Genomic DNA, 20,811 nt, shown 5'->3' with positions numbered 1-20,811 from the left:
ATGGAAATTCACACTGTAAACTCCACGAACACCGGACTCCTTAGGAGTCCTTTCTTCGTCCAGTTCCGGATCTTCACGCGTGCCCTAATCAACGGCTGCACATATACATTGTGCTTATCCTCTCCGGTTACATACGGCCGCACGGCCCCGTAAAACGCCCGGCGCTGCTGTGCCGTCACGCCCAACTCAACCACGCCCGCCGGCCTGATCCGCTCACCCTCTTGCACACCTACGAGCCAGCCGAATTCATCCTTCCGCCAACCCGTAAGCACGACATCGACATACGTCCAGTTGATCACCTTCAGCCAGCTCGCGCTTCGCTGTCCGCTCGCGTAGACCGACTCCTTTCTTTTTGCAACGATGCCCTCCATCTGCCGCGCTACGATCTCCCGATACAACCGTTCGCCTTCGCGTTCGATATACGGCACGACGCTGATCCGTGGATTGCCAAAGTCTAATCCGGCGAGCAGCTCCTTTCGCTTCATCAACGGCCATCCCCGCAGGTCTTCGCCCCGGTACCGGAGGATATCGAACACCAGGTAATTCGCCGGCTGGGTGGCGCTCAGACGAAGTATCTTGTCGGTCTTCCGAGCGCTGAACCGTTCCATGACCGATTCAAAATCGATCAGGCCGGAGTCCCGATCCACACAAGCGACCTCGCCGTCCAGTTGGATGTCGTCCTGGGCAATATCGAACAGTTCCGGATATTGCCGCGTGCATTCGTTATTGTGGCGCGAGTAGAGCCGTGTGGGGCCGCTGCTAAGACGCGACAAAAGAAGCCGATGACCGTCGATCTTCGGCTCGAATATGTGGTCGGGGCTGTTGAATGCTGATTTGGCTGTTTCTAGAAGCATAGGAGGAATAAACATAGTAATCACCTATGTTCAATTGTAGCAATCCATCCGGATTAGTTTGAGCGGTAAGTCTTGGTATCGCAGATATTTATTTTCATTATTCGACCTATTATTACATTATCTTCAATTTTATGTTTGGACGATAGTTCGTACGACCTATAGAATGTGGATGAAAATATATTAAATACAAATTAATAGGAGGATTTATGAAAAGACTGAAACATTTAATGTTTATGGTTATGATGATCGTGTTGGCAGTACCCATGTTTGCGGTATCAGCATTTGCGACCGAATCGTGGGAGCAGAAAGCAGATATGCCTACAGGAAGGTATCACTTGGGAGTGGTTGAAGTAAATAATAAAATCTATGCAGTAGGAGGTAATGATAATAATGGACAGGGTACTACTGTAGTTGAAGAATATGATCCAATAACTGATACATGGACAACAAAAGCGCCGATTCCAGTAGTACATCAGAGCTTTGCTATAGCAACTACAAATGGGAAAATCTATCTTTTTGGTGGACTTGCAGGACAACAATTACAACAAAATACCACTTATGAATATGATCCGGTAGGCAATGCATGGACAGCTAAGGCAAATATGCCGACCGGCAGATACCATGCAGCTGCAGCTACTGTAAATGGAAAAATATATGTTGTAGGTGGAGCCACAGGCTCAGGAGCTTCAAAAAAATTAGAAGAATACGATCCTGCTACTAACACCTGGACAACAAAAGCAGATATGCCAACTGGAAGATCACAATTGGGGTTTATTACGTTAAATAACAAAATATATGCGATAGGAGGAAGTATAACGTACAATGTTGTGGAAGAATACAACCCCATTACGAATACTTGGGCTACAAAGGCTAATATGCCCATTGGGACAAGTAGTTCTGGTTACGCTGTTCTTAACAATAAAATATATGTAATGAGTGGAAGTACACCTGATGTAAATAAAAATGCTACTCAAGAATATACTCCAGAAACGAATACATGGGCTAGTAAGATCAATATACCCACTAGTCGTAACGCTCCAGGTGCAGCAACAGCGTATGGGAAAATATATGTAATAGGTGGTCTAAACCAGCTAAATAAAGTTGAAGTATATTCATCGGTAAATGAGCCAACACAACCACAAAATCTAGTTGCAATAGCCGGACCGTCGCAGGTAGCATTATCGTGGTCCGCAGTCTCTGGAGCGACCGGCTACAATGTAAAACGCTTCACAACAGCAGGAGGCCCTTACTCCACAATAGCATCTAGCGTTACTGGAACGACATACACTGATACATCGGTCACAAATGGAACTACATATTATTACGTTGTAACGGCCGTCAATGCCGGAGGAGAAAGTGGCAATTCGAACGAAGCTTCAGCGACTCCACAAGCTCCTGCTGCTACGAATCGCGCGCTCCTTACGATAACACTCGTCAGTGGATTGGAAAAGGAATATGACCTGTCCATGACGGAAGTAAATGCATTCATCTCCTGGTATAACGGACGAGCTGCCGGGACAGGATTGGAAGTTTATACGATCAACAAGAATTTCAATAAAGCCAGTTTCCTTTCCCGGAAAGATTATATTGCATTCGATAAGATCGAAATGTTTGAGGTAAACGAATACAGCAGTAACTAAAGGAATGTCCCGCTGGCTTTGGCTGGCGGGCTTCATTTTTTAGAAACTTTTTCCACACTTTCTCGTAAAATATTGGAGCATATGATAATAGTGGGGGGGTCCCCATACTTGGAGTGATAATTGTGAGTGAAGACTACTTTCAACGAAATCGAAGAATTACTGCAGAATCTTTAAAGATTACTTTCTATTGGTTTCAAATACTTGTCTGTTCGATTTCGACTGGAGCTTATATGGGTTCCTGGTGGGTCGGAGGCGGCACAGCCCTACTATTAATATTGGCTTATTACTTTAAATACTCTTGTATGTTTGCGTGCGTCTTTTTTGTTATTTACTGGGGGATTCTTGGCTGGATGACGGGTACAATATTCGATGACTTAGGGGCATCTGTTGTGCTGGCAGCAGTTCTTATGTTCATTAGTGGATTCATCAATTACTACATAATCAGTGTCACAAAAGAATATAGTTAAAACACCCCCGCTGGCTATGCGCTGGCGGGGGTTCTTCTATTTTCGCCGGTCCGTCGCGGCAAACCAGTCATCATATACGATTACGTAGGCCATATGCAGCGCCCGCATCTCTGCTACCAGCTGCGAGTCCGGCAGACCATCGTCGGCCAGTATCAACCCAGACTGCTCGACGTACAGCTTGCGCATTGCGATCGGCTCCATGCGGGCGCGGAGTAGGTTGGTATAATACGATACGTCTCCGTTTATTTCCGTCAGCCTCCTTAGAGGGGAGTCGTTAAGCTCCCGCGTTATTAGTGCGGGCAGGTGTTCGCAGAATAATTAACATGGTCCTCTCCGTATGCGTCCAATCCCAAACAATCTTGTTGTCATATTTTGTACACGGTAACCCCGACCAAATGAACTCGCCGTGCTCATTCAACCTTCCTAGCTTGTTCTCCCCCGCATCCATATCCACAACCGCCACTTCAAATTTCTTTCGAATTTCTGGATAGTGGCAAGTAGGAATCGTTCCCGTGATAGCTTCTTTGAATGTCATCTCCCGTCAACCTCCTCATATAGGGGGGCCTTTTGTGGCCCCGCGTTGTTTATTTCGCTTCGGTTGATCCCCGGAAGCAGTTCCCCATATACCGCCACTGCCCGGCAATTTTTGCGGCCGTGGGGTATGTCGCCCGCCATCGTCCGTTCTCATCTTCCCGGTGGCTGTAGGGCTCGCCGAGTTGGACGAGATCGGCTCTATATGTGGCTGGCGGCAAGACGTTTACCCAGTCATCGACGTGTTCCTCCGTCATGATGTCTCCTACTTTCAGTTCCATTCCATCCCCGCTCCCATCGTTTATTTAGAGGGGCCGAAGCTCCGGCCCTCATGACTCCCGTTCGTCTTCTGCGAAGATTCGTTCCCACTCGTCCGCCGCTTCCTCAAGCTCCTTCTCGTGCCGCAACAATGCTCGTGCTGTCTCGACATCGACTTTTTGTTTTTCCAGCAGCTCGCGTGCTTTGCTCATCTTGTCACCTTCTCATAAGGTTTTATATCAACTTTCTAATACAAATATACTACATGCTGATACATAAATCAATACTAAATATTAGCTAGTTGATACATTATTTTATTTAGTGTATATTTGAGGCAGGAGGTCAGAACGATGATTGTTAATCACTTAAGCGAGATTATGGGCCGGAAGCGGCTCAATGTGCGGGATGTAGTTCGGGGTACTGGACTTGCTATAAATACCGTATCCGGCCTGTATCATGACACGTCCAAGCGCGTCGACATGGAAACGCTGGATAAGCTCTGTACGTTTCTGGGTGTCGGGATCGGGGATATACTGGAGCATAAGCAGGAACAAGGGGAGGAGTAGGGACCATGCAGCCGAGAGTTATCGAATACAAGGTGGAGGGCAATGTTTTGACGCCGCTCGTTTATGTCGATCTGTCCCTGTTGATTGAGGATTACGATTCATTTATGATAAACATCAAACGGGTAAATCGTAAGAAAAGAGGGGCCTGACTGCGGCCCCTCCCTGAACCTTACTTCCGACGCTTCCTGCTCATCATGGTCAGGTGTATGTCGTAAGCCCGTTGCTCTGACTCAGTGAGGCTGTACTTCGTGAGTATCTCGGCCTCTCTTTGTCTGAACACCTCTCTGCTGATGCGCCCCAGCCCCATCTGGTCGCGCGCTACTCGCAAGAGGTGTTCTCTTTTTTGTAGCTTTTCGAATGCTGTAATCAGGTGCTTGTCCATTTCCTTTCACCCCTTCCTCGGCGGCTTATCGTTCTCCCCTACATTCATTATTATATACGAATATCGTTATATTGTCAACGAATATCGTAGTAAAATAACTATTAACGTTGATTTAATATCGAAAATCGTATATATTATAGATGAGGTGGTTAAGATGCTACGGCTCAAACTTGATCAATTGCTTTATGAGAAACGCGTGAATGCGAACCAATTGTCCAAGATGACGGGAATTCGTTACCCTACAATTTTGGACATGGAAAAGAACACGTCAAAAGCATGGTCGCCTGAGAATCTGAATAAGATTATGATCGCATTGGAGCTGAGAGATATAAGGGAATTGATCGAATACGTGGAGGACAGCGCCGAATAATGACTAAATCAAAGACGACGACCAGTTTTAAGTTCGATAACGATTTTATTGAAATGCTGAATGCATGGTCAATTGCAAGCAAGAGGGATAAAGGTGATCTCCTTCAGGAGGCCTTCCGCGAGTATATCAAGACGAAGCAAAACTCGGGTATTGCAAAAAAAGTGAATAAGGTTACTACGATTATAAAAGAGCAGGAGGAGTAACCCTCGCTGCTCTTTTTTGTTGCGCTTTTCCGTATGTTCGCATAAAATAGGAACAAATGTTCTTATTGGGGTGAAACGAAGTGTCTATTGATACCTTAATAAAGGTCACACGGGAGCATATCCGCAACACCGATCCGACCGAAGACGAGTACATTCGTTCTTACTTGAAGGGGATGGAGGACGTGCTGCAGATGGTCGCAGAAGCGGAAGGGAGTGGGTCTGGTGCTCGAAGACACACCGCGTAAAATCCACAGGATCCTATACCACCAGTATCAACAGAATTGGGTACGACCCGATATTGCCTGGGTAAGTAGACGATCTCTGCGGTCCGAAGAGCGGGTCCGTGAGGCGATCAAGGTGCTACGAGATGAAGGATACGTGGAGATTGCCGAAGGGAAAATGCGCATCCTCGTGCCGGAGGAACCCGATCTTTTGCCGCAGAAACCTCCAGATCCGCCGAAGTTGGCCTATAGTGTTGAAGGCTGGATGGATTAAAGAAACTGACGAGTATCGCCAAAACCTCCTATACCTCGCTAAAGGATTCGACAAGCTATCACGTCGAAGTCATTGGCGAGGTGATTCTGTATGCTCAAAAGCAAACTTAAGGTCATTCTGGCCGAGCGGAATATGCAGCAGCAGGATTTATTGAAACTGATGACATACCCTGTCGCCAACTCGACCATGAGCAACATTGTAAACGGAACGATCCCAAAGCTTGAGACGGCCTCGGATATAGCCAAGGCGCTCGGCATGCGGATTGAGGAGATATGGGTTTTCGAAACAGAATAAATATTTAGCTTGGACAGGCAACATTTAGCGTAGGTGGAAATACACTATACCATCAAACCGAATAGGAGATGGTATGGATGCAGCTACACGATGAGATTTTGCAGGAGGCCGTAACAGGGAGCAAGTGTACCCCGGAATGGGCCGCAATGCAAACCGTTAAGCTTTACCGGCAATGGAGCAACAAAGGATTACCGCACCATGATGCGCTGGAGGCCGCAAAAAGCGAGATGCGGGTAATAACGACCGAAGCTTTGCGGTTGCGGCGGAAACGTCTGAAAAACGATCTGGCGGCGTGGTGCGTGGTTATCCTTGGGGTACTGGCTTGCATGGGATGGTGGCTGCTATGGGAGTGATGCCGTATCATGTACGCCTTGCAGAATTGTTCTTGCTACAAAAGCAAAGGCAGCTCACGGACGCTGAAGTGCTCGACCTTACTCATTGCATGGCTGCCAATGCAAAATACTGTTGGGACCTCGTTACGCTCCATAACTTTTCTTATGCCGCCTATGCTGCCGGGGATATGGCATGGCTCCATGAGATTTGCGCACAGATCGACGCACTGGAGGAAAGGCAGACGAAAATAAAAAGGCCGGACCGTAGAGGGACCGACCGAAAGTAAAACACCATTCTAATATATGAAGGAAAGCTCCGGAAGATGATCCGGGGCCTTTCTTAATTTTGGGGAGTAATACAATCTTATGCTGGGCGATGTTTGCTCCGACTTATAAGCACGTGATTTTGTTCAGGCAGGCTATGCTGCAAAAGGAAGTCGACTATATGCTGGAGGTCGGGGCGAACGGTTCCCACGGCTATGTGGACGATGCGGCGCTGGAGGCTTCCAGGCAGCGGCTGCGGCAGCACGGCTTTCAGACGGAGAAGCTGTGGTATTCCGTATCCGCGACTAACGGGGCGGTCGCATCCAATCCGTCGTCTCCGGTGCTTCGCGGCAACGGTATCGAGTTGGCGATATCTTATCCGTATGACGGGATGTTCAATATCGACCGGCTGATCGGCATCGCGGCCCCTGCCGGCAGCGCTCGCATGGCCGCCTCCGGCATGAAAATGAGCGAATATGTGCCATAAAGGGAAGGAGCGTCGGGCATGTATAAGCTGATCGCCTTTATGCTGCTGATCGGCTTCATCATGCTGCTGCAGGCGCTGCAAGCCGATGAAGAGGTCGCTTTGCAGGCATTGTTTCAAGGAAAGCATGCGATCAATCGGGCAGCGCATGCCGCCGCTCAGCAAATCGACAAGCAGAAGCTGAAGGAAGGCACCGTTTCGATCGATCCGGTCGCTGCCGCGGCCGCAGCCCGCCTTTATTTACAGCGAAACTTGCGGTTAGATGCGGCGAACGAACCGCTGCCCGGTACATTTTGGCGTACCCGGGCGGAGGTGCTCGAGCTTGAAGTCATTAACGAGGATCGCACGTTTCCATACACGTATCTAAACTCGGATTATCAATATTCGGTGACGCTTCATAAGCCGGGTGTCGTTATGATCGTCCGTCTCGTCTATCCCCGCACTTATACGGTATTGGGTCCGATAACTTGGGAGATCAAAGGGACGGCCGAGCTTGTATACTGAGGCCGAGTTTAAATAGAAAGCGAAGGTATATAATGAACGATTTCCCACAGCCTCATGACAGTTCCTATCGGTTTTTGCTTTCCATTGGCTTGCGCTCGGCATGGGGCTGAGCGATTCCGCGATTGCGAAGCAACCGGCTTCTCCGAGGAAAAGATCGAACAGCTGCGCAAGCAGATCCATTGACCGTGCGAAGCACAAAAAGCCGCCGGAGTGTTCGCATTCCAGCGGCTTTTTATCCTAGTAGCTTAACGGGATTGCAGCATCGCCCATTCCCGTCCCGGCGTCTCGACCCGGAAACACTCCATGTTGCCGGTATCGGATAACGTGACGTAGCACGTTTTGCCGTCGGGCCCGCCGAAGGTCAAGTTCGTGCAGTTGGTGCCGTGCAGCCGGATTTCCGTCAGCAGTTCGCCATTTGGCGATACTTTGGCGACCGTGCCTTTGCCGAAGCGGGTAATATACAGATTGCCGTCCTTGTCGCAGCGCATGCCGTCCATGCCGAAATCGGGGAATTCGATCAGCAGCCGTTTGCCGGATAGTTGACCGTCCGGGGACAAGTCATATGCCCACACGCGGCGCTGAACGGTTTCGTTCACATACAGCGTGCGGTTGTCAGGGCTGACCTCGATGCCGTTCGTCGTTCCCATTCCGCTCTCGAGCAGCGTTACGGTACCGTTCGTGTCGATACGCCACATGTTGCCGGTCGATTGCTTCCAGTTCGGGTCGCTCGCGAATATCGTATCGTCGCCGGCAATGGCGATATCGTTCGGCTGGTTCATCTTCGGCTCGTGGGCGAAGACTGTCAGCTCCCTCGTGCTCATGTCCACTTTCCATATATTATGGTTGACGTAGTCGGCGATGAACATGTCGCCCGCCCGGCTGAACCGGATGCCGTTGCCGACGCTGCCTCCCGGCAGCTCGATGAATACGCTGCACTCGCCCTCCGGCGTCACCCGGCCGATCGTATGCTTTCTCTCGTAATTGACGGCGTAGACATTGCCTTCCGGGTCGCAAGCGGGCCCTTCGATGCCGGACGTAAATCCGCCCGGGGCCGTAAAAACGCTGCTAATGTATAATGCTTGTTCCATAACGCCCCTCCTTATTAATCGGTTTCTTCCCTAAAAATATTCGCTTGTCCGGTCAAACTTCCTCTTTACGGGCGAAACATTTACAATGTAAGCAAAGAGGAGGAGTTGGAATCATGGAAGAACGCGCGCTGCGCCGCAGACGGCTGCAAAGCAAAATGAAGGAGACGGGTATCGACGTCTGCGTCATTACGCAAAATGTAGATCTGTATTATTTCACCGGCTCGATGCAAACCGGTTACTTGTTTGTCCCGGTTGAAGGAGAAGCGGTATTTTTCGTCAGACGAAGCTTCGTTCGCGCACGGGAAGAGGCGGACGTAGCCGTTGAAGAGCTCGGTTCGATGCGGGGCTTCGGCTCGCGGCTGGCCGAGGCGTTTCCGGAGCAGCTTCGCAAGCCGGACGGAGAGAAACCGGTGCTCGCGACTGAATACGATGTACTGCCCGTCCAACAGTTTCAACGGCTGGAGGGCGCTCTTCCGGGTGTGAAGTGGGTGGACGGATCGATGCTTGTAAGGGAAATCCGAATGATCAAGTCGCCTTCGGAAATCGCCGCTATTCGCGAATCGGCCCGCGTTATTGATATGGCGTACGAAGCGGCTATTCAAGCATTAAAGGCGGGCATGCCGGAAGTCGGCCTTATGGCGATAGTGGAGTCCGTTATCCGGAATAACGGCCATATGGGACTGATGCGGGTGCGAGGGTACAACCAAGAAATTATTACCGGCATGATCGGCGCCGGAGCAGCTGCGGCGATGCCGACTTACTTCGACGGTCCTGCCGGCGGGGAAGGGCTCGGCGCAGCTAGCCCGCAAAGCTCGGGGACGCGCGGCATCGGGGAAGAAGAGCCAATCCTGATCGATATCGGCTGCTGCATCGGCGGCTATGTGATCGACCAGACGCGAACGGCGGTTATCGGAGAACTGCCGGACGATTTGCGGCAAGCGTACGAGCTGTCCGAGGCCGTTCTGCGAGCAACCGAAGCGCGGCTCAAGCCGGGAACGATATGCGAGGAGCTGTATACCTCAGCGCTGGAGCAAGTCCAGGCGGCGGGATTAAGCGATCATTTTATGGGCTTCGGCGCCGACCAGGTCAAGTTTTTGGGTCACGGCATCGGTCTTGAGATCGACGAGCTTCCGGTGCTGGCGAGAGGGTTCCGCTATGCGCTGGAACCGGGGATGGTCATTGCGATCGAGCCGAAATTTACGTTTCCCGGCCGCGGTGTCGTCGGCATCGAGAATACATATGCGATTACGGATACGGGCTTCGAGAAGCTGACCGTATCGAGGGAGGGCATCGCCGTCGTGCCCCGCTAAGAAAATGGCTTTCCCATACAGTTGAGCCTGCCGGGTCGTTCGGCGGGTTCTTTGTTTTGCAAAAAACTTTTCATCCCCGGTGAACGATTTCCGCATCCCAAACGTACTATTGACGAACACTGAGAAAAACGGACTAAGGAAACTTTAATGGACTAACGTACCTGCACTCTGACGACCGGGACTTGCCGGTCCAAAGCCCCGGCCGTCAGTCAGGACGGTAATTCCGTTAAAGTTCCTAAGCAACAACTGCCAACAAGGAGACCGGCCTTAGATGGATGACCGATTGTGGATCGAACGCGCGCAGAAAGGGGATTCGGACGCTCTGGCGCAGCTGCTTAGACAGCACTACGCTTTCCTGCTGAAATATATGACCAAAATCACGTTCCAGCCTGCCCTTGCGGAAGATTTGACTCAGGAAACGATGATGCGGTGCATCGAGAAAATACGGCTGTACAACTTTACTTCCAAGTTCTCGTCCTGGCTCATCACGATCGGCACGAACTTATACTTCGATCATGCGCGTAGGAAGAAGCGGGAGAAAGAATGGCAGGATCAGGAGCAGGCGCTTAGACAAATCAAGTGGAGCGCCGGGCAGAAGGGCGAGGAATGGTCGGATGTGCTGGACGCGCTCGGACGTCTGCCGGACCAAGTCCGTATCCCGATCGTCTTGAAGCATTATTACGGCTACGCGTACGAGGAAATCGCCGACATGCTCGACATCGCCGAAGGTACGGTCAAATCCCGCATTCATAACGGGATCAAAAGCTTGCGAAAGGAGTTGGATCCGCATGAAAGAACATGAGCTCGAACGTGGAAAAAGAAAAGATGCCCGGCCCAACGGCACGTCAAACGAGGCGGCCGCCCCCGGCGAGCCCGAACTCCCGGAGCAAGATCCGTTGTCCCTTTTGCTTGCTCGCGAATTGAATAAGCTGGACCGTCTGTCCGAGCCGCAGCTGCCGGATGCCGAATGGTTCGAGCGGATGGTGGAGAAGGGCGTACGGGAGTCCAGGCGGAAGCTTGCCCGCGATTTGACGCTGTTCTGGTTATCGGCACTTGGCATCTTGACCATCTATGCCGCCGTTACGCTCGGTTATCCGGTCATGTTCCTTGTCATCCAGCTTGCCGCGGTTGCTGCGGTGCCGTTCGTCGTGATGGCTGCATTCAAAAGAAAGCGGGTGAGCGGACGTGACTGAGGCAACGCATTCGCTTCCGCTCTGGGTGCTCCCGCTGGTCGCTCTCGTACTGCTGACGCAAAGCACGTTTTTGTTTCTGGACGCACGCAAGCAGGGAAGCCATCCATGGCTGTGGGGGCTCTGGGGGTTGATCCAATGCCCGATTCCGCTCATCGTGTACTGGATCGTCGTGCATACTTCCTTGTTCCGCAAAAAGAAACAATAGGAGGGACACATTCATGTCGTTGATAGAGCAATTGTTTGCAATCGTAGATTGGAGGCTGCTGCTTCCCGTCTTCGTCATCCAGTTCATATTACTCGCCGTCGCTCTGATCGACTGCATTCGCGCCGAACGGACGAGGGGTCCGAAATGGATCTGGATTTCAGTCATTGTGTTTGGTCAAATGATCGGACCCGTGCTCTACTTCGTCCTCGGAAAGGAGAGAAGCTCATGACACTCGTTAAAGTGCAAGGTTTGGTCAAAAGGTTCGGCCCGGCCGCAGCGGTGAACGGCTTAACGTTCGACATAAAGGAAGGCCGCTGCGTAGCGCTGCTTGGTCCGAACGGAGCGGGAAAGACGACGACGCTGAAAATGCTTGCCGGGCTGCTGGAGCCGACCGAAGGGGAGGTTCGCTTCGCCTCGGGCCCGGAAACGGCGGCTTCCGGCTTCAGCCGTCCTTCCGGGGACATCAGGCGCCTGATCGGTTTTTTGCCTCAATATCCGGCGTTTTACAATTGGATGAGCGGCCGCGAATATTTAATCTACTCCGGACGGCTTGCCGGGATGTCCAAGTTGGAAGCGAAGCGCCGCACCGAGGAGATGCTTGCGACGGTCGGGCTAGCGGAAGCGGGCAACCGGCGCATCGGCGGATACTCCGGCGGCATGAAGCAGCGGCTCGGCATCGCCCAAGCGCTCATTCACCGGCCGAAGCTGCTGTTGCTGGACGAGCCCGTATCGGCGCTCGATCCGATCGGACGGCGAGAAGTGCTCGACATGATCCGGCTCATCCGGAAGGAGACTACAGTTCTGTTCTCGACTCACGTTCTGCATGACGCGGAGGAAATGTGTGATGACATTCTCATCGTCAATAAAGGACGAATCGCGGCGGCGGGAACGATCGCGGAAGTGAGACGGCAGTACAGCGAGCCTGTCATCCGGGTGCAAGCCGAAGCGCCGCTGGACGAATCGGTGGAACGGTGGAGAAGATTTGCATGCGTCAATGAAATCGAGTCGGGTCGTTATGAGGCCCGTCTGTCCGTTACCGATTTGGAACAAGCGAGAGCCTCCCTATGGCGCGATTTGGGGGAGCATGGCGTACCGGTTAACAGGTTCGAAGCGGGACGTACGACGCTCGAAGAATTATTCATCAAGGCGGTGAATGCGCAGTGACCTTGTGGTTCGTATTATACGCAAAAGAAATGAAGGAGCTTTGGCGCAGCCGCAAATGGATATGGGTGCCGCTCGTATTTGTGCTGCTGGGCGTGTCCCAGCCTGTCACTACTTATTATTTGCCGGATATTTTGCAGGCGGCGGGCAGTTTGCCGGAAGGTACCGTCATTGAAATCCCGAAGCCGACTGGAGCCGTCGTGCTTGCCCAGACGCTGTCCCAGTACGGTACGCTCGGCGTTCTCATTCTCATCCTTTCCGTAATGGGCGTCGTCTCTGCCGAGCGCGCAAGCGGAGCGGCGGGACTTACCCTTGTCAAGCCGGTTCCGTTCGCTTCCTATATTAGCGCCAAATGGGCGGCCTCGATCACGATCAGCGTCGTCTCGTTCGCAGCCGGGTATGCCTCCTCCTGGTATTATACAGAGCTTCTGATCGGTTCCGTAGCCCCGGACCTCGCTTTGCAAAGCATGCTGCTGTACGGGTTATGGCTCGCGTTCGTCGTGACCGTCACCGTTGCGCTCAGCGCCGTGCTGAACGGTAGCGGAGCCATCGCCTTCCTATCCGTAGGACTGGTCGCCCTGCTTTCCGTTTTGACGGGACTATTCGATCATTCCATGCGCTGGAGTCCGAGTACGCTTTCGGGGCATGCGGCGGCGGTTCTAACCGGAGGGTCGGCGGGGCCTCAACTGACGTTGGCACTGATCGTCACGGCTGCAATATGCGCAGCTATGCTGTGGGCCGCCGCGCGGCTATTCAGCCGCAAAGAGCTGCTTCCTTCTTGAGAGGGGGCGCTTTTTCCGTTACGGGGCTCGGGAAAATGACTTGACCGGGGTCTACATCACCCGGCAGCGGATTATACTAGTAGCGTATTTGTATTCGGTGCTTTACGAGGCTCGTTCGTTGCGCTTGTATTCGGGGCATCTTCGTCCGTGAAATCTCGGCAATCCGATCCTAGTACGCGATACTATCCGATTTCGCAAGACCGACCCGCCCCACTGTCGAAAATCCCGCTATCCCGCCCGTATCGCCCGGTCGGCGCCGAATGCGCCACTTCACATTGCCGCTCGAATTTGATACGATATATACCAACATACGAAACTATGAAAAGTCGAATGGCTGTGAACGTTTTCGTAGAAAAGTTTTGCCAAGACCGGCAAAACGGGGGGAGGAACCGACAATGCTGCGTCTCGGGCAAAAAGTCATTATAGTATCCGACAGTTTCGAGCAAAATCTCCCGGTCGGAGATTATGGATATATTATCGCTCACGACCGCAATGCGGACAACGCGTTCGATTACGTCGTGCGTATCCCGAAAATGAACAAGAACGTGTTCGTCCCGGCCGACGATATCGAGCTGGAGGAAACGCTGCTTCAGCAGGAGGCGGACCGGATCGAGCGTGAGGCTCTGATCGATTACGCGCTCGCGACGAAGAACGAGGAACTGTTCCGGCGGGTCATGAACGGGGAAAGCGCAAGCGAAGAAAGTCAGGACAGCAATAAAGAAGTGCAGTCCCAGCAAGATTTTATCCGGCAAATTAACTTGAAAGCTTGGATTTGACCGGCACTTGTTATCCGAACTTATCTCATACCGTCAACGGCGCCTTGCTTCCAAGGCGTCTTTTTGTTCTCCCCGGACGCGGGACGACGGAGGTCCGGCACCTGCTCCTCCGCTGCCATTCGTGTCCTGCGGCACACTTCGTCAAATATTGACACGTTCTCTTTTTATAGGCTATGATTAGCATTAAACGGTTTTCGGGAGGAACGTAAAGAAATGAACGATACACACGCCAAAATACTCGACTGTACGATCCGTGACGGCGGACTTGTCAACAACTGGGACTTCAGCGTCGAATTCGTTCGCGATCTGTATTACTCGTTGAACGCGGCCGGCGTAGAATATATGGAGATCGGCTACAAAAATTCTCCGAAGCTGCTGAAGGGCGCGGAGGCAGGTCCTTGGCGTTTTCTGGATGAAGCCTTTTTGCGAGAAGTCATTCCAGAGAAGGGTGACACGAAGCTTTCCGCGCTCGTTGATATCGGACGCGTAGACGAGAACGATATTTTGCCCCGCAGCGAAAGCATGCTGGACATGATCCGCGTAGCGTGCTATGTCAAAGATGTGGACAAGGCGATCGATTTGGTGAACAAGTTCCACAACTACGGCTACGAGACGACCATCAATATTATGGCGCTCTCGAACGTTATGGAGCACGATCTGATCGAAGCGTTCCAGCAAATCGCCAAAAGCCCGGTCGACGTCGTATACGTGGTCGATTCGTTCGGCAGCTTGAATCACCGCGATATCGAATATTTGGTCGCGAAATTCCAGCGCCATTTGCCAGGCAAAACGCTCGGCGTTCACGCTCACAACAATATGCAGCTGGCATTCTCGAATACGATTATGGCGGCTGAGCGCGGCGTACAGTATTTGGACGCGTCCGTATTCGGCATGGGCCGTGCGGCGGGCAACTGCAACACCGAGCTGCTTGTCAGCTATTTGAAAAATCCGAAATACGAGCTGCGCCCGGTCCTCGAAGTGATCGAGCGCCGGATGATCCCGCTTCGCGAGAAAGTCGAATGGGGATACATCATTCCTTACATGATTTCGGGCGTGTTAAACGAGCATCCCCGCGTGGCGATGGCGCTTCGCGCAAGCGACGACAAAGATAAATACGCCGAGTTTTACGATCAGCTTACATCGCCGGAAATCTCTCTCGCGGCCAAAAGCGGAGACTGAGCGACCGGCCCTGAGCTCGTAATGACGGCTCCAGCTCCTGTGGACGAATATCCATAGGAGCTTTTTTGCGTCTTAGTTCCGGGAGCCTCGACAGCGGCCATATTGAGTTCCAAAACCTTGTAAGCTATAATAGGAGGAATGAGAAGGGCCATATTTGCGGCTCCGACGATAGTTGAAACAACCTATATTCAAGCGAAACGGCGGGAGGTGCGACCGATGAGCATCACGACGAAAAATGTCGAACATGTGGCAAAGCTGGCAAGGCTTCAGTTGAACGAAGCCGAAATGGAGAAATTTACCGACCAGTTGAACGCCATATTGAAATATGCGGAAAAATTAAACGAACTCGACACGGACGGAGTCGAGCCGACCAGTCATCCGATGCCGCTGTCGAACGTCATGCGGGAGGATGCGGTGCGTCCGTCCTGGCCGATCGAAAGCGTGCTGAAGAACGCTCCGGACGAAGAAGACGGACAGTTCAAAGTGCCGGCCGTTTTGGAATAAAAAATGCTCTGAGGAGGTTTTATTTTGTCTTTGTTCGACCTGAAGCTGCAAGAAATACATAGCCGGCTGGCCGGCAAGGAACTGACCGTCGGCGACCTGGTCGACCAGTCGCTCGGGGCGATCCGCAAAGCCGAGTCCACGGTGAAGGCGTTTCTTCGCGTGGACGAAGAAGGCGCACGTCGGTCGGCACGCGTTTTGGACGAGCAGCTGGCGCAAGGCGGAGACCGCGGACTGCTGTTCGGGCTGCCGGCGGGCATCAAGGATAATATCGTGACCGAAGGGCTGACGACGACCTGCGCCAGCCGTTTTCTCGAAAACTACGATCCGATCTATGACGCTACGGTTGTGAAGAAGCTGAAGCAGGCGCAGTCCGTTACGATCGGCAAGCTGAATATGGACGAGTTCGCGATGGGCGGCTCGAATGAAAACTCCGCTTTTCAGATTACGACGAACCCATGGAACGCAGAACACGTTCCGGGCGGCTCCAGCGGGGGTTCGGCCGCATCTGTTGCGGCGGGTGAAGTGTACTTCTCTCTAGGCTCCGACACGGGCGGCTCGATCCGTCAGCCGGCAGCCTATTGCGGCGTCGTCGGCTTGAAGCCGACATACGGCCTTGTTTCGCGTTTCGGCCTGGTGGCATTCGCCTCCTCGCTCGATCAGATCGGTCCGCTTACGAAAAATGTCGAGGACGCCGCCTATGTGCTTCAGGCGATTGCCGGTCACGATCCCCAAGATTCGACTTCCGCGAACGTCGAGATTCCCGATTATATCGGGGCGCTCAGCGGCGACGTGAAGGGACTGCGCATCGCGGTGCCGAGAGAATATATCGGTCAAGGCGTCGATCCTGCGGTGAGAGAGGCGGTCATGGCCGCTCTCAAGACGTTGGAGGGCTTGGGCGCCGTATGGGAAGAAGTGTCCATGCCGCATACGGAATACGCGGTGGCGACTTATTACTTGCTCGCTTCCTCCGAAGCGTCTTCCAACTTGGCACGGTTCGACGGCGTTCGTTACGGCGTTCGCGCGGCCGACCCGGACAATTTGCTCGACCTGTACGTAAAATCCCGCAGCCAAGGCTTCGGTCCCGAGGTCAAGCGGCGCATTATGCTGGGCACGTATGCCCTCAGCTCAGGCTATTACGATGCGTATTATTTGAAAGCGCAAAAAGTGCGCACGCTGATCAAGAGCGACTTTGACAACGTGTTCCAAAACTATGACGTCATCATCGGACCGACGGCGCCGACGACCGCCTTCAAAATCGGCGAACAGATCGGCAATCCGCTGACGATGTATTTGAACGATATATTGACCATTCCGGTCAATTTGGCCGGAGTGCCGGCGATCAGCGTTCCGTGCGGCTTGGCCGACGGTTTGCCGGTCGGCTTGCAAATAATCGGCAAAGCGCTCGACGAAGCGACGGTGCTGCGCGTAGCGCACGCGTTCGAGCAACATACGGCACATCATAAGCTGCGCCCCGCGCTGTAGAAGGAGGAGCGAACATCCCGTGACGGACCAACGATTCGAAACCGTAGTCGGGCTCGAGGTTCACGTCGAGCTCCATACGAACACGAAAATCTTTTGCGGCTGCTCCACCGAATTCGGGGCGCCGCCGAATACCCATACTTGTCCGGTATGCCTCGGGCATCCCGGCGTGCTGCCGGTGCTGAACCGGAGAGCGGTCGAATATGCGATGAAAGCGGCAATGGCGATCAACTGCGAAGTCGCCACGCACAGCAAGTTCGACCGGAAAAACTACTTTTATCCCGATTCGCCCAAAGCGTACCAAATTTCCCAATACGATCAACCGATCGGCCAGAACGGCTGGATTGACATCGAAGTGAACGGGAAGACGAAGCGGATCGGCATTACCCGGCTTCATCTGGAGGAAGATGCGGGCAAGCTGACCCACGTCGACGGCGGCTTCGCTTCGCTCGTCGATTTCAACCGTGTCGGCACGCCGCTGCTCGAGATCGTCTCCGAGCCCGACATCCGGTCGCCGGAGGAAGCGCGTGCCTATTTGGAGAAGCTGAAGGCGATTATCCAATATTGCGACGTATCCGACGTGAAGATGGAGGAAGGGTCGCTGCGCTGCGACGCCAACATCAGCCTGCGGCCTTACGGGCAGGAGAAATTCGGAACGCGGGCGGAGCTCAAAAACATGAACTCGTTCCGCGGCGTTCAGCGCGGGCTGGAGTACGAAGAGAAGCGCCAGGCCGAAATTTTGTCGAGCGGCGGAGAAGTCGTGCAGGAAACCCGGCGTTGGGACGAAGCGCAAGGAAAGACGCTGTCGATGCGGGGCAAGGAGGAAGCGCACGATTACCGGTATTTCCCGGACCCGGACCTCGTACGTCTGTACATCGACGAGGAGTGGAAGGCGCGCATCCGCGACTCGATTCCGGAGCTGCCCGACGCCCGCAAAGCGAGATACACGGAGCAGCTCGGGCTGCCTGCCTATGACGCCGAAGTCATTACGTCTTCGAAGAAGCTGGCCGATTTGTTCGAGGAAAGTCTCGAGTATACGAAGGATGCCAAGGCCGTTTCGAACTGGATTATGGGCGACCTGCTAGGCTACTTGAACGCGAACGGGTTGGAGATCGAATCCGTCAAGGTGACCGGCCAAGGGCTCGGAGAGATGATCGGTCTGATCGAGAAAGGCACGATCAGCGGCAAAATCGCCAAAACCGTATTCAAAGAAATGCTCGTATCCGGCAAGAAGCCGGGACAAATCGTCGAAGAGCAAGGACTCGTTCAAATAAGCGATGAAGGCGCCATTCAGGCGATCGTGGATAAAGTCGTCGAGGGGAACCCCCAATCGGTCGCCGACTACAAGGCGGGCAAAGAGAAGGCGGTCGGCTTCCTCGTCGGCCAAGTGATGAAGGAGTCGAAAGGAAAAGCGAACCCGGGGCTTGTCAATCAATTGATCGTGGAGCGGCTTAAGCGCGAATAACGCGGAAAGGCCGGAATAGCAAAGGCGGGAGGAGTTTTCCTCTCGTCTTTTCGTTTTCCGCGAAAAAAAGTTTTTTTCGGAAAATGAACGTTTTGCCGTTTCATTCGTACTATCGGTATGAAGGCAACAACGACAAGGAGGAATTATACGATGAAGAAGAGATTGAAAACGACAAGCCGCCTTGCTGCGGCTTCCCTGGCGCTGGCATTGGCGGTCCCGGCCGTAAGCGCATCGGCCCAAAGTGAAGCATCCCCGTCCGGTCACCCGGCTGCCCATAGCGTGCAAACTGCTGCTTCCGCCACTGCACCGGCATCGTCTGTAGTTCCATTGCGAGATTTCAGCGAAGCGGCAGGCGCGGTTGTGCAGTGGAAGGAAGCCGACAGAGCCGCCATCGTGATAAGGGGGCAAGTACGGATAATAGCCAAAATCGGCGAAGCGGCGATTACCGCGAACGAGAAGACGATCGCATTGGACAAGCCCATTCAACTGGTAAACGAGAAGACGGTCGTTCCGCTCGAGGCGCTAAATGAAGCGCTTGGCATCAAAGCGGACTGGAATGCGCAGACGAATACGATCGTCGCGGCCAAGGACGATTACCCGCTGATCGCCAGCGCTTTTGTCGCCGCATTGAACGGCGGCCGATTCGCGGATGCGAGAGGCTATTTGAACAGCTCGCTGCAGACGCTCATGCCGGAGCCGTTTCTTACGCAGTATTGGTCGGGCATCGCCCAACTGTTCGGTCAGCTTGGACCGCAGCTGGCCGCGAGCACATCCACAAGCTCCGTGCATCATAACGCGACGGTTTCGTACGCGACATCCGCGGGTGCTCCGTTCGAGCTGACTGCCCGTTTCGATCCGAACGGCGGCATAGACGACCTGTTTATTTCACCGGGCACGACCAATAATGGATACGCAAAGCCCGCTTACGACGATTCCGTCAAATATAGCGAGAAGGAAGTGAAGATCGGAGACGGTCCGCTTGCGCTTCCCGGCACGTTAACGATGCCTGCCGGCAAAGGTCCTTTTCCGGCGATCGTACTCGTACACGGCTCCGGTCCGAACGATCGGGACGAATCGGTCGGTGCGGTGAAGACGTTCCGCGATCTGGCCGTCGGCTTGGCGGCACAAGGCATAGCGGTGCTTCGCTATGAGAAAGTAACCCGCGAGCATCCGATCAAATCGCAGCGACTTGTCGTCCCGTTCACGGCACAGGAAGAAACGGTCGATGACGCCGTCAGAGCCATTGATTTGCTTAAAGCGACCGAAGGTATCGATCCGGCGCGAATATATGCAGCAGGGCACAGCCAGAGCGGGATGCTCATGCCACGTATCTTGGATGCAGGTAAAGATAAAGGGATCGCAGGTGCGGTTGTGATGGCGGGACCTTCGAGACCGCTCGAGGATCTTCTCGTAGAGCAAATGAAATATCAGCTGGAGTTCCTCAAGAAAGCGGGACAGCCGACGAATGCGGCGGAGCAGCAGATCGCCGTATACGAGCAGCAGGTGAAGCTGTTGAAGGACCCGCAATATTCGATGGATAATCCGCCTAAAGGCTTCCTTCTCGGGAACCCGGCCTGGTGGCTGGATATCCGCAACTTATATGCAGGGGACGCGGCGGCGAACCAGAAGGTGCCGATGCTGATTATGCAAGGCGGCAACGATGCGCAAGTATTTCCGGATAACCTCGACGGCTGGAAAAAGTCGCTCTCCGCGCGCACCGACATCCAGTACAAGCTGTATCCGAAAGTAAACCATACGCTTGTGGAATTCGACGGGGAATCGACCGGTGCCGAATACGCCATACCGGCCAACGTCCCGGAGTACATCATTTCCGATATCGCCAAATGGATCAAGTCCAATGGATAGAACCAGCAGCAGGACACCCGCCCGGGTGTCCTCAGGCTGTTTATAAAGCCTAGTTTTTCGAGCTAGTCTGGATCAAGAATGTATAACTCTGAGACGTCTCTAACCAGAAACAGAAAAGATCGCCCTACCTGGCTAGCTTGGCCAGATGGTTGGCGATCT

General features: G+C 53.2%; 30 protein-coding genes. 23 read left to right on the top strand and 7 right to left on the bottom strand.

The genetic code is table 11. The annotated features are described in order from the left end of the window. Positions 1-8: 8 nt before the first annotated feature. A complete protein-coding gene (locus FE783_RS12555) occupies positions 9-869 on the bottom strand; it encodes an ATP-dependent DNA ligase (protein WP_138879714.1) in 861 nt (286 codons plus the stop codon). Between the two features lie 191 nt (positions 870-1,060). On the opposite strand from FE783_RS12555, the gene FE783_RS12550 reads away from it, so the two are divergent. Beyond that, positions 1,061-2,494 (top strand): Kelch repeat-containing protein, encoded by a 1,434-nt coding sequence (locus FE783_RS12550; RefSeq protein WP_138879713.1) that lies wholly within the window; start codon positions 1,061-1,063, stop codon positions 2,492-2,494. A 503-nt stretch (positions 2,495-2,997) separates the two neighbouring features. On the opposite strand, the gene FE783_RS37515 is transcribed toward FE783_RS12550, so the two are convergent. The 4 genes from FE783_RS37515 to FE783_RS37510 form a co-directional block, all read right to left on the bottom strand. Beyond that, positions 2,998-3,162, bottom strand: a complete 165-nt coding sequence (locus FE783_RS37515; protein WP_158301766.1) for a hypothetical protein — start codon at positions 3,160-3,162, stop codon at positions 2,998-3,000. Between the two features lie 73 nt (positions 3,163-3,235). Then, positions 3,236-3,496, bottom strand: coding sequence for a hypothetical protein (locus FE783_RS12545; protein ID WP_138879712.1), 261 nt, complete (start codon positions 3,494-3,496; stop codon positions 3,236-3,238). A 49-nt stretch (positions 3,497-3,545) separates the two neighbouring features. Continuing rightward, a complete protein-coding gene (locus FE783_RS12540; RefSeq protein WP_138879711.1) occupies positions 3,546-3,773 on the bottom strand; it encodes a hypothetical protein in 228 nt (75 codons plus the stop codon). Positions 3,774-3,821: 48 nt separating this feature from the next. Beyond that, entirely contained in the window at positions 3,822-3,962 is a 141-nt protein-coding gene (locus tag FE783_RS37510) for a hypothetical protein (RefSeq protein ID WP_158301765.1), read from the bottom strand. A 138-nt stretch (positions 3,963-4,100) separates the two neighbouring features. Between FE783_RS37510 and FE783_RS12535 the strand changes: the two genes are divergently transcribed. Together FE783_RS12535 and FE783_RS37505 are read left to right on the top strand one after the other, a co-directional pair. After that, the gene (locus FE783_RS12535; RefSeq protein WP_138879710.1) at positions 4,101-4,316 is read left to right on the top strand and encodes a helix-turn-helix domain-containing protein; all 216 of its coding nucleotides are present in this window, start codon (positions 4,101-4,103) and stop codon (positions 4,314-4,316) included. Between the two features lie 5 nt (positions 4,317-4,321). Further along, a complete protein-coding gene (locus FE783_RS37505) occupies positions 4,322-4,465 on the top strand; it encodes a hypothetical protein (RefSeq protein ID WP_158301764.1) in 144 nt (47 codons plus the stop codon). Between the two features lie 20 nt (positions 4,466-4,485). Here FE783_RS37505 and FE783_RS12530 read toward each other — a convergent pair whose 3' ends face one another. Continuing rightward, complete coding sequence (locus FE783_RS12530) at positions 4,486-4,698, bottom strand: hypothetical protein (protein WP_138879709.1); 213 nt, start codon at positions 4,696-4,698, stop codon at positions 4,486-4,488. Positions 4,699-4,852: 154 nt separating this feature from the next. Here FE783_RS12530 and FE783_RS12525 point away from each other — a divergent pair, with 154 nt between their 5' ends. The 7 genes from FE783_RS12525 (at position 4,853) to FE783_RS12495 (ending at position 7,644) form a co-directional block, all read left to right on the top strand. Then, complete coding sequence (locus FE783_RS12525; RefSeq protein WP_138879708.1) at positions 4,853-5,068, top strand: helix-turn-helix domain-containing protein; 216 nt, start codon at positions 4,853-4,855, stop codon at positions 5,066-5,068. Positions 5,069-5,351: 283 nt separating this feature from the next. Next, the gene (locus tag FE783_RS37500) at positions 5,352-5,516 is read left to right on the top strand and encodes a hypothetical protein (protein ID WP_158301763.1); all 165 of its coding nucleotides are present in this window, start codon (positions 5,352-5,354) and stop codon (positions 5,514-5,516) included. Between the two features lie 340 nt (positions 5,517-5,856). Beyond that, positions 5,857-6,060 (top strand): helix-turn-helix transcriptional regulator, encoded by a 204-nt coding sequence (locus FE783_RS12515; RefSeq protein ID WP_138879706.1) that lies wholly within the window; start codon positions 5,857-5,859, stop codon positions 6,058-6,060. A 77-nt stretch (positions 6,061-6,137) separates the two neighbouring features. Then, positions 6,138-6,413, top strand: a complete 276-nt coding sequence (locus FE783_RS12510) for a hypothetical protein (protein ID WP_138879705.1) — start codon at positions 6,138-6,140, stop codon at positions 6,411-6,413. Continuing rightward, positions 6,392-6,679, top strand: a complete 288-nt coding sequence (locus FE783_RS38965; RefSeq protein ID WP_420799739.1) for a DUF7667 family protein — start codon at positions 6,392-6,394, stop codon at positions 6,677-6,679. The genes FE783_RS12510 and FE783_RS38965 overlap by 22 nt, the downstream gene beginning before the upstream one ends. 59 nt (positions 6,680-6,738) lie before the next feature. Beyond that, positions 6,739-7,143 carry a hypothetical protein gene (locus tag FE783_RS12500; RefSeq protein ID WP_238403026.1) on the top strand — a complete coding sequence of 135 codons (405 nt, stop codon included), beginning with the start codon at positions 6,739-6,741 and terminating at the stop codon, positions 7,141-7,143. A gap of 18 nt (positions 7,144-7,161) precedes the next feature. Beyond that, on the top strand, positions 7,162-7,644 hold the full coding sequence (locus FE783_RS12495) for a hypothetical protein (protein WP_138879704.1): 483 nt from the start codon (positions 7,162-7,164) through the stop codon (positions 7,642-7,644). Positions 7,645-7,889: 245 nt separating this feature from the next. On the opposite strand, the gene FE783_RS12490 is transcribed toward FE783_RS12495, so the two are convergent. Beyond that, positions 7,890-8,732, bottom strand: coding sequence for an SMP-30/gluconolactonase/LRE family protein (locus FE783_RS12490; protein WP_138879703.1), 843 nt, complete (start codon positions 8,730-8,732; stop codon positions 7,890-7,892). A gap of 113 nt (positions 8,733-8,845) precedes the next feature. Between FE783_RS12490 and FE783_RS12485 the strand changes: the two genes are divergently transcribed. The 13 genes from FE783_RS12485 to FE783_RS12425 all read left to right on the top strand — a co-directional run bounded on the left by FE783_RS12485 (position 8,846) and on the right by FE783_RS12425 (position 20,652). Then, positions 8,846-10,042, top strand: a complete 1,197-nt coding sequence (locus tag FE783_RS12485) for a M24 family metallopeptidase (protein ID WP_138879702.1) — start codon at positions 8,846-8,848, stop codon at positions 10,040-10,042. 271 nt (positions 10,043-10,313) lie between these two features. Next, positions 10,314-10,844: an RNA polymerase sigma factor SigY gene (gene sigY / locus FE783_RS12480; RefSeq protein ID WP_138879701.1), complete on the top strand. Its 531-nt coding sequence runs from the start codon at positions 10,314-10,316 to the stop codon at positions 10,842-10,844. Next, positions 10,831-11,235, top strand: coding sequence for a YxlC family protein (locus FE783_RS12475; protein ID WP_138879700.1), 405 nt, complete (start codon positions 10,831-10,833; stop codon positions 11,233-11,235). The genes sigY and FE783_RS12475 overlap by 14 nt, the downstream gene beginning before the upstream one ends. After that, positions 11,228-11,440 carry a sigma-Y antisigma factor component gene (locus FE783_RS12470; protein ID WP_138879699.1) on the top strand — a complete coding sequence of 71 codons (213 nt, stop codon included), beginning with the start codon at positions 11,228-11,230 and terminating at the stop codon, positions 11,438-11,440. Before FE783_RS12475 ends, FE783_RS12470 begins: the two co-directional genes overlap by 8 nt. A gap of 13 nt (positions 11,441-11,453) precedes the next feature. Beyond that, positions 11,454-11,669 carry a PLD nuclease N-terminal domain-containing protein gene (locus FE783_RS12465; protein WP_138879698.1) on the top strand — a complete coding sequence of 72 codons (216 nt, stop codon included), beginning with the start codon at positions 11,454-11,456 and terminating at the stop codon, positions 11,667-11,669. Then, positions 11,666-12,604, top strand: a complete 939-nt coding sequence (locus FE783_RS12460) for an ABC transporter ATP-binding protein (RefSeq protein ID WP_138879697.1) — start codon at positions 11,666-11,668, stop codon at positions 12,602-12,604. The genes FE783_RS12465 and FE783_RS12460 overlap by 4 nt, the downstream gene beginning before the upstream one ends. After that, complete coding sequence (locus tag FE783_RS12455) at positions 12,601-13,383, top strand: ABC transporter permease (RefSeq protein WP_138879696.1); 783 nt, start codon at positions 12,601-12,603, stop codon at positions 13,381-13,383. The genes FE783_RS12460 and FE783_RS12455 overlap by 4 nt, the downstream gene beginning before the upstream one ends. Before the next feature lie 395 nt (positions 13,384-13,778). After that, the gene (locus FE783_RS12450) at positions 13,779-14,159 is read left to right on the top strand and encodes an ATPase (RefSeq protein WP_138879695.1); all 381 of its coding nucleotides are present in this window, start codon (positions 13,779-13,781) and stop codon (positions 14,157-14,159) included. A gap of 213 nt (positions 14,160-14,372) precedes the next feature. Further along, complete coding sequence (locus FE783_RS12445; protein ID WP_138879694.1) at positions 14,373-15,338, top strand: aldolase catalytic domain-containing protein; 966 nt, start codon at positions 14,373-14,375, stop codon at positions 15,336-15,338. Positions 15,339-15,554: 216 nt separating this feature from the next. Then, the gene (gatC, locus tag FE783_RS12440) at positions 15,555-15,842 is read left to right on the top strand and encodes an Asp-tRNA(Asn)/Glu-tRNA(Gln) amidotransferase subunit GatC (protein WP_138879693.1); all 288 of its coding nucleotides are present in this window, start codon (positions 15,555-15,557) and stop codon (positions 15,840-15,842) included. Between the two features lie 24 nt (positions 15,843-15,866). Further along, entirely contained in the window at positions 15,867-17,324 is a 1,458-nt protein-coding gene (gene gatA / locus FE783_RS12435) for an Asp-tRNA(Asn)/Glu-tRNA(Gln) amidotransferase subunit GatA (RefSeq protein ID WP_138879692.1), read from the top strand. Between the two features lie 19 nt (positions 17,325-17,343). Then, on the top strand, positions 17,344-18,786 hold the full coding sequence (gatB, locus tag FE783_RS12430; RefSeq protein WP_138879691.1) for an Asp-tRNA(Asn)/Glu-tRNA(Gln) amidotransferase subunit GatB: 1,443 nt from the start codon (positions 17,344-17,346) through the stop codon (positions 18,784-18,786). Positions 18,787-18,936: 150 nt separating this feature from the next. Further along, a complete protein-coding gene (locus FE783_RS12425) occupies positions 18,937-20,652 on the top strand; it encodes a stalk domain-containing protein (RefSeq protein WP_138879690.1) in 1,716 nt (571 codons plus the stop codon). Positions 20,653-20,811 lie beyond the last annotated feature (159 nt).

Origin of the sequence: Paenibacillus mesophilus (assembly GCF_005938385.1) — a bacterium.
GTDB lineage: Bacteria > Bacillota > Bacilli > Paenibacillales > NBRC-103111 > Paenibacillus_AB > Paenibacillus_AB mesophilus.
Note: the sequence above shows the minus strand (reverse complement) of the source record. Positions and strands in the feature narration are given on the sequence as shown.